This window comes from Acetivibrio cellulolyticus CD2, from assembly GCF_000179595.2.
Classification (GTDB): Bacteria; Bacillota; Clostridia; order Acetivibrionales; family Acetivibrionaceae; genus Acetivibrio; species Acetivibrio cellulolyticus.
The window spans coordinates 723,359-732,483 of sequence record NZ_JH556659.1 but is presented as its reverse complement, the minus strand read 5'-3'; the positions used below and the strand labels follow the sequence as shown (position 1 = coordinate 732,483).

General features: G+C 34.7%; 5 protein-coding genes. 2 read left to right on the top strand and 3 right to left on the bottom strand.

What is annotated here, in order from left to right; translation table 11 throughout:
* Positions 1-703: IS66 family transposase (gene tnpC / locus ACECE_RS28715; RefSeq protein WP_010251582.1), on the top strand; the 703-nt coding region annotated here is incomplete at its 5' end.
* Here the strand turns inward: tnpC and ACECE_RS0223115 are convergent.
* Entirely contained in the window at positions 672-3,011 is a 2,340-nt protein-coding gene (locus ACECE_RS0223115) for an NACHT domain-containing protein (RefSeq protein WP_010251579.1), read from the bottom strand. The two genes, tnpC and ACECE_RS0223115, sit on opposite strands and share 32 nt — an antisense overlap.
* Positions 3,012-3,488: 477 nt before the next feature.
* Here ACECE_RS0223115 and ACECE_RS28710 point away from each other — a divergent pair, with 477 nt between their 5' ends.
* Positions 3,489-4,670: an IS4 family transposase gene (locus ACECE_RS28710; protein WP_010251575.1), complete on the top strand. Its 1,182-nt coding sequence runs from the start codon at positions 3,489-3,491 to the stop codon at positions 4,668-4,670.
* A gap of 430 nt (positions 4,671-5,100) precedes the next feature.
* Here ACECE_RS28710 and ACECE_RS0223105 read toward each other — a convergent pair whose 3' ends face one another.
* Both ACECE_RS0223105 and ACECE_RS28705 read right to left on the bottom strand, forming a co-directional pair.
* Positions 5,101-5,616 (bottom strand): hypothetical protein, encoded by a 516-nt coding sequence (locus ACECE_RS0223105; protein ID WP_010251573.1) that lies wholly within the window; start codon positions 5,614-5,616, stop codon positions 5,101-5,103.
* A 4-nt stretch (positions 5,617-5,620) separates the two neighbouring features.
* A partial coding sequence (locus tag ACECE_RS28705) for a polymorphic toxin-type HINT domain-containing protein (RefSeq protein WP_010251570.1) occupies positions 5,621-9,125 on the bottom strand: 3,505 nt, incomplete at its 5' end.

Below are 9,125 nucleotides of genomic sequence, written 5' to 3'. Positions count from 1 at the left end.
TCAAAAATTTTTGGAGGGTTTTAAAGGTTACCTTTGTGCTGACGGTTTCCAGTCTTATGAAGGGCTACAGGATATAATTAAAGTAGCATGTCTTGCTCATTTTCGGAGAAAGTGGGACGAGGCTTTAAAGTCATTGCCAAAAGAGGTTAAAGATAAACCGTGTGTTGCAAAAGAAGGACTTCAATTTTGCAACAGACTTTATAGTATTGAGCATGAGCTTGAAGATGCGAGCCCAGACGAAAGATATGAAGGCAGACTCAAAAAAAGCAAGCCTATATTGGATGAGTTTTACAAATGGCTCAAGCAGCAAAGACCTCGAATTACACCTAAGAGTGCCACTGGTAAAGCTGTTAATTATTGTTTGAACCAATGGGATAAGCTTAATAATTACTTACTTGATGGTAGACTTTATTGCGATAATAACATTTCGGAACGGAGTATAAAAGGATTTGTTATATCACGTAAAAACTTCCTGTTTTGCAATACTCCAAGCGGAGCTACCTCAAGTGCAATGATTTACAGTATTATTGAAACTTCCAGAGCAAATAATCTTAAGCCTTTTGAATATCTGACTTATTTGCTGGAAACGCTTCCAAATGTAGATGTCAAAGATCAGAGTGTGCTGGATTCCTTAATGCCTTGGTCGGATGATTTGCCTGAATCCTGCAGACTTAATAATAAGATTTTACAACAGAAGGAGTAGTAATTGTAGACGGGTTGTATTTTACGCTTACATACCTATTATAAAATCTCATTCGCAATTCAAACAACTCATCTGTATCTAGATTAATATCATGTAAAAAACATCTTGAAAATTTATTATCATCTTCTTGCGAACAAAATGCATACTTTTCAATGAATTCAATATCCTCAATTTCATAATTAGGGCTTATACTTATAAGTAAATTAAAGACAATATCTTTTTTTTGTGGATTATTAAACCATTTATCTAAAACCCCACTTTGTCTAAGCAACCTAATATATTTAGGTCTTGAGAAAATAACGTTATTTATAATATGATTACCATATATTTTGTTTTCACAGTTATTAACGATAAAATTTCTGGTATTTTCATCTAAAATATCTATTTGATTTAATACCTCAAGGAAAACGAATTTAACAAAATATCTAATTTGCTTTGCCTCAAACATCTTTTGACCTGCATCAATAAACTCCTGGCTATCGAACTCAAATAAATTTTGCAAAAAAATTTGAACTTGATATCTGTTTCCTGGAGTTTGTTTTTCTCTGTTTCCAATAATATCAACAATATCTTCACCTGCATAATATCTCTTAAGCATCTTTTCGGCCAAAAAGCAGTCTAATATTGATTGGTGAGCAAAAGAAGCTTTATTATCTTGAATTATCAAAAAAGCATTTGAAGATAAGAATTTTAAGCATGACTTATTAACATTCAATATGTTTAATGGAATACATAGTCTACCTACGTTTTCCAGAAGGTTTATAATTTTCTCTTTAGTATCATTTAGATCAGCTTCACTTAATCCAAATTCAAAACATTTTTCAGACAACTGTCCCCACCATTCTGAGACTAGATGGTCCGCTGTAGAACATTCGGTATATTCTTTGCTTTGATCTAACTGTTGCCATATATATAAATTGCTTAGGATTCTTAGTATTTCTTTCAACTTACTTGTTAATTGTTCATAACGTTTCCCAACAATCCCCTTTGCTATTTCATCATCCAATTCATTAACTAGAACCTTACTCCATTGAATAGCATCCTCTTTCATATCAATTTTCTTAAATAATGACTTGATATTATTATCGTTTTCCAAATCATAGGTTCGACACACAAAAACTACAGATATCTTATATTTTCTTTCAAAATTCAATCTCTCTACTTGATTTATAATCTGAGCACATACTAATAAAGCATCTCTGGAGTGTGTTTGCGTCCAACGAAGTGCATCCAACTGATCCAGAATAATTACTGCTCTTCCATTTTTAGAAATACTATGAATACAATGAGCTATAGATGCAGGTAATCCTAAATCTTTCCCCCATATCTCAGCAGTCCTATTTGGGATACGTTTATCTAATTTAATTGCCAAATATGGTATAGTATTTTCTTGACAATAATTGATAATGTCTACTGTACAGCCACTCTTCCCTCTTCCAGCTTTACCGTGTATTATTAGAAAATCCCCTGAATCTATTGCTTCTCTACATATAGAGAATTCTTTTCTCTTAATCAACCCATTCCTTAACGGAATAAATGATGTTTTATATTCCTCATTCAATTCTTCTATCCTAGGCATGATACGTTCATCAGTTGCAAGATTTTTAAACCTTATATTTTTTTCTTTTAAAAAAGTGTACAAAACGGACTGGTTAATTGTTTTTCCTAAAATATCACCATCTACTATCCACGCAATAAATGCATTATAAATTTCTTCTTCATTACCTATTAACAAATAACCAATTTTTGATAAAATCAGCTCTTTTAATTCTGTATCAGGCATTTGACGGTAAGCTATTCTATTTAAATAAGAGATACACTTTATTAAATCTAAATCTTTTTCTGGATTTATCTCCATCACTTTGCAAAAGTTTTTAAAGAACTCAACAAATTCTTTGCTAGCATTAAGTATTTGGTTATTATAAAAATCTTTAGGATTGTTACTGGTATTTTTAGCTCTTTCAATTAAATCCTCAAGAAACGTAAAAACTAAAGGGGATACTAGAGCAACTTTATTCGACTTATCTCTATCCAATTGATACTTCCAATTCGTGAAGATCCCCTTAGCATTTGCAGTTCCATAATCCCAATATTCTTTGCTTCCATTTCTTCCTTTACATTGTTGACCTTCTCTGCTGTCATTTTTTTCGCCAATCCATATATCAACACCCCGTTCATCATCACCAAGGGCTTCCAAAACAACATAATCTAATTTCTCATCTATGACTCTTAGCATTTGGTATATAACCCATCTGATTTCAAATTTATTTCCACCTTTATCGGCTCTGCCTGCCAACTCATAGGGCATAGCAAACACCTCCTAATTATTTCTTTCTGCAACAAAGATACAACTTAAAATTTTAGTTGCATAAATGCTATAATTCTTGCTATATCACCCTATAACATACTCTGCATAATTTTACAATTAGTTTACATTTGAGAGACTTATAACGAAACAATTTCATTCCTATAATTGTATTCTTGTTTCTATATATCGTTTTAGTTAATGAAGAACTTATCACTATTAATTTAGCAATTTTCAAGTGAAAACTATTTTGATAAATACTATTACCTATTCTATATAAAAATCCCATTTTAGTCTACAAATTTTTTACTTTTATAATTTTAATCATTAATGTTGCATAAAGTTTTTTTAAAAATTTCAACCCATACTTTCTGGTTGAAGTAATAATATTTACCTGTAGAAAATATGAAAGCCCCTTTGTTAATATCAAGTGGGTTCGCGACCAAGCAACCACATCCATTAACAAAGGAGCTAACAAACATGGCTGATTGTACTACAATTTTTGAAACATTAACAGGCTTTTTACCAAAGAACATTTTGGAAAAGGCTATTAATGAAACAGGTGCTGAACATGGTACCAAAAAGTTCACTATTCTTCGGCAACTTAATACGATGATGTATGCTCATCTGACTGGAACTACCTGTCTTAGGGATATTGAAACAGGCATAGTAGCTGACAAAAGACTTCAGGAGTACACAGGAACTATCAGCGCTTCACAAATATCTCGTGCAAATAGAGCACGTGATACAGTAATTTTTAAACAGATATTTGAGGCTTCTCTCGCTAAGCTGAAGAAGCATAACGGAATACGAATTATCCCAGGAAGTTGGGAAATGCTTAAGGCACTTGACTCAACTACTGTAAGTCTTTGTATATCTTTATTTCCCTGGGCAGAATATCGAGATAAAACTGCGGCAGTTAAGATTCATACCCTCTACGATATACTTCTTGGATGCCCCGAAAGTATTGTTATGACTGAAGGTATTATTCATGACAAAGAGAAAATGAAAAACTTTGTCAAAGAACCAGGCATAACATACCTTTTTGACCGAGCATACCTTGACTACAAAGAATTTGATAGGTACTGCAGGGAAGGAATCTTCTTTGTATCAAGGCTTAAGAAAAACGCCATCATGAAGGTTATGAATTATAATGCTGTTCTTAAAGGTGAGTCTATTTTATCTGACAACGAAGTTATCCTTGGGGGTCAAAGTACTCAAATGCAGCATCCTATCAGGGCTATCCAAGTAATTGACTCATCAAACGGTGAATTATTTTATATAATTACAAACCGTTTTGATCTCACTGCGGAAGAAATCGCCCAGATATACCGTTTAAGGTGGACTATAGAAACCTTCTTCAAGTGGATCAAACGGCACCTTAAAATCAAGAAGTTCTTTGGAACCAGCTTTAATGCTGTACTTAATCAGGTTTACTCAGCACTTATACTTTATTGCTTATTGCTACTAATGCATATCCTAGTAGGTACTAAACATGACTTTCTAAAGACAGTAAGGCTTATTGCCAAAGGACCTTGGAATACTCTTATACAGCTTCAAGAGGACTTGAGCCCTAAAAGGCCACCGCCTAAAGTTAAGCAAAAGCGGTTCAATTGGAAACAAGAATTTGAAACTGTGCTACGCAGGTATAAAGTCAGTTAATCGTATTAAGTTTTTTGATTTTTTATTGCTTGGGCTTAGGTGGTCACTCCCCTTTTCTCTAGCATGTGGCAGAATTTCCTTCTATGTGAAGGCTATGCCAGCAAATTATTTACATTGACTTTTTATTATAGATTTAATGCAACGCTAATGAATTTTAATGATTCGAAAAAGAAATTTTTTCAAACTGATACTTTAGGTACTTAATAATTCTATGAAAAAACGCTTTTGAATTACAATGCTACATAGCCTTTATGGAGCATATTTTCAGGTTTTAATGGTCAATTTTTAATGTAAATATGTAAATCCTGATAGTTTAATAGTTTCAAGTTATTATAAAATATGGTTTTTAGAAGGGCTTGAAGGTTGTACTGGTCAATATTAAAAAGAAAAGCCGGAACACTGACCCGGCCTTCTTTTTGACTATCTCATTTTAATCTTCATCGTACATTTCATCCTCTTCACGCATTTTTCTATCCAACCATTCATGAAAAACGCTTTCTGGATCATTTACCTTAACTTCTCCACTATCCAATGCTTCCCAATATAAATCACGTATAGAATATTCTTTATAACCTGTAGGTAAATGAAGTTTCTTATCAGCAAAATCAGATTGCAACCTTTCCCATGACTGGCTTAGATTAATTTCTGCATCTTCAGGATACCATTCGGATTTTGTATAATTAACCCAATGTTCCATACTAATTCCAATGTAATCTTCTATTGCTTTAAATAATTTATTATAGTCTTCATAATAAAAATATAACGAAATTTCTCCTTCATCTATTTCTAATACATTTTTATCAAGAAAATCGACTTGTAACTTTGCATTTTGTTTAATAATAACATTTCTAATTATACCAGGGTATTGTTCTATTAAACGTCGATCTACTGAAATAGACCTGCTTTTTCCAATCTCTACATATCTAAAAATTTCCTCTTTATCCATACTATCAACCTCCTGTAATTAGTATTGCAGCCTTTTCACCATTTATAAAGTTAATATTATAATGTGGAAACTTTGCATGCTTAGGATTTTTCTTTACAATATTAGGATCATGTATATAATCACTTTCTGGAGCTTTTTTATTTATTAAATCACCTCTATATGTCCCTTTTGGGTCTTTAAACTCAGGATTCATACGATCTAAACGTGGGGGCTCAACGTCTGGCATTTTGTCCAATAAAGCTCTAGCCTCCTCAACTGTTTTTACAGATACGTCTTTGCCATTTCTTAACTTTTCAATTTGTCCCATTTGTTTTCTAGTGAGACCCTCACCACACATATTATGTACAAACACATTATACACCGACACAAAGTAAGTATGCCAGTCCTCTACTTCAAAATTGTACACCTTAACCGACTTATCCAGGTGCTCAACAAACGCTTCCTTTACCTCAAGTATCTCTCCAGAGTACATTAAAAGTCTGTCACCCAGTTTCAACTCTCCTGCTGCAATCCAACCCCTGCCTTCAACCCAGAATGGGTGGGTTGCTGTCGTCTTTATCTCCTGGTCTCCTACTTTCAGGTGAATTAACTCATTAACCTCTTTTACATATACGTTTATAACTTTCTTTAATCCTTGCTCTCCTGTCTCTGGATTCTTTGAATACACCTCATCGCCAACTGCAATATCCTTTATCTGTTTGTATCCATCTTTCGTATAAATCAACGTCTCTTCTGTAAAGCATGCTTTACCATCAAACAAGTCACTTCCTAATGCTATTACTGAGACTACAAGCATTGTAGCTCTCCATGCTGCGAGTTCATATTTTTCTTCTTTTATTGCCTCAACTACTCCGTTACCTCCATCTACTGCCCCTATAATACCTAATATCGGTCTTAACTCTGCAAAGGTCGCTAATGCTCCAAATTGAGCTCCGCTTATTGCTCCACTTTTTAAACCTTCTACTATATTTCTGCCATCTATTGCTGCATCTACTCCTCCGAAAACTGCTCCTACAATTGCTCCATATGCTGCATTCCTCAATGCTGAAAGTGCTACACAGTTTAGGGTATCAAGAACTCCGTTAATATCAAAGGATATCATCAATTCAGGTATCGAATAATATCCGGTTGGGTCTGTAAAGTTCACAGGACTTGCATTTGCATAGAGGTATTTGTGCAGGCTCGTCGGGTCATTCAGGCTTCCGCTGTATGGATCCATGGTTATGAAATTACCATTCTGAGGGTTCATGTATCTTGCCCTTAGGTAGTAAAATCCGCTGTTTGCATCGTATTGTTCTCCAGCAAACATGTAGTTATTTTCTGTGTTGCCCGTTCTATTCAATATATTGCCGAAAGCATCATAAATGTAAGTATCGGTTACATTACCATCTTTATCCGTTAGCCTTCTGGTGCTTCCAATTCCATCGTACTGGTAGTAGCTTGTAACGTCGCCTCTCTTTTGGCTGATCAAATCATTTCCATAGGTGTAGTAAACCAGAAGATTTCCGCTGCCGTCACGCTCTTCAATAACCTTCGAAAGGCCACTGTAGCTATCTACAAGATATTTTATCACTACACCATTGGAAGTTTTACTGATTCTATTTCCTTCCCAGTCATACCCGTAAGTTTCAACTTTTGTTTTACCTGATTCGGTTAACGTCACTGATATAAGTCGGTTTTCCCCATCATAACCATAAGTTGTCGTTTTAGTTCCATCAACTTTGGTTTTCAAATTGCCGTTGTCATCATAATCGTAAATGATACTGCCTTCACTCTTAATCCTGTTGTTATCATCAGGATCATATTTGGTTATAACTCCGTTATCATTCTTCTCAAGCCTGTTTCCTGCCTTGTCGTATTGGTATGTGATTAGTCTGTTTCCAAGTACAGGGTCTGTTATCTCTTCTTTTTTAAGTCTGTAGCAATCGTCATAATCATATTCCACAATACGTCCGCTGGTTTCTGTTACCTGTTTGCGCTCTCCGGCAAATTCCAAATCATAGTGGTAGTTATATTCTACCGTTACCCCATCAGGCTTGATTCTATTTATATCCGTCAGCCTGTTTTGGTTATCATAAATATACTGGGTTTTGTAGCCATCCTGATGCAATATATATTCAAGATTTCCAACTGCATCATATAAGTATTTGGTAGCTTTATTGTCATTTCCAATTACCTTGGAAAGTCGGTTGTAAGCATCGTACACATAGCTTGTTGCCCCGCCTTTTGTCCTTATACCTGTAAAATTTCCAGCCCAATCATAGAAATACTCTATAGTGGTGTTGTCTGGGTTTGTTTTCTTTGTCAGCCTGTACAAATCATCATATTCATAACTTGTTGTGCCGTTTTTATCTTCTACCTTCTTTATATATCCCTCATTTGTGTAATCAAAGTCAATGGTATTTTCGCTGCCTACTTCTTTAATATCAAGCCTCATGTTGGCATCGTATTTATACACGATTGGCTTTTTGTTATAATCTGTTACCGTAACTTCCCTCTTTTCATCATCATAGGAAGCTTCCATGTACATCTTTAGAGCTAGAGTCTGCCTCTTAAGCCTGCCAACGCCGTCAGACTCCATTTTTGTCACTTTGCCTCTTGGATCTTCTATGCTCTTTAGATTTCCCGCTTCATCATAATCGTAAATCCAAGTTTCTTCCTTGCCCTCAATTCCATATGCAAGGGTCACTTTTTCAAGAAGTCCGTTATCCTTATAGTCATATTTTGTGGCCTTTTTATTCTGATCGGTTACAATTGAAACCCTTCCAGCATTGTCGTACAGAATCTCATATGTAGTGTTATCTAAATATTTTATTGTCTCCAATTTGCCGTTTGAATTATAGCTGTATACAAATTTATTACCCTTTGCATCGAGCATTTCGTCAGGATAAGGTTTATTTGAGTAGATGTACTGCACTTTATCTTCTGGTTTTGCTGAATTGAAAACATATTCCAATCTTCCAAGGCTGTCATACTTATTCTCAGTAGAATTTCCTCTCTGGTCGGTTACCTTTTTTATATTTCCAGCTTCATTGTAATCATATTTCACATATGAGCCGTCCTGATATATTACATATTCCACCCTGTTCATAGCATCATAGGTATAGTAAACAGTTTTTGAGTCCCTGTCAGTATAGGAACTCACATTGCCTTCTTCATCATAAGTATACTTTTCACTTGATTTGTCGGGATAATCTACTTGTGTCAAATTACCCAGACAATCGTACTGATAGCTTAAAGTATTTTTGTACTTATCTGTGTATGTTCCTATTTTACCAATTCCATTGTAGTATGCTTTTGAAACTCTACCCACTCCATCAGTATTTTCAGTTACACGCCCCATGTTGTCATAAATGTTGCTGGTGGATACAATTTCGGTAATTCCTTCACTTATAGTTCTTGTAAACTCTGCTTTGCCCCATCTTCCATTTGCATCGTATTCCTTAAAACTGGTTACAACACCAAGTGCGTCCGTTTGCGTGTCTAAGTTTCCGGTAACAGAATCGTAG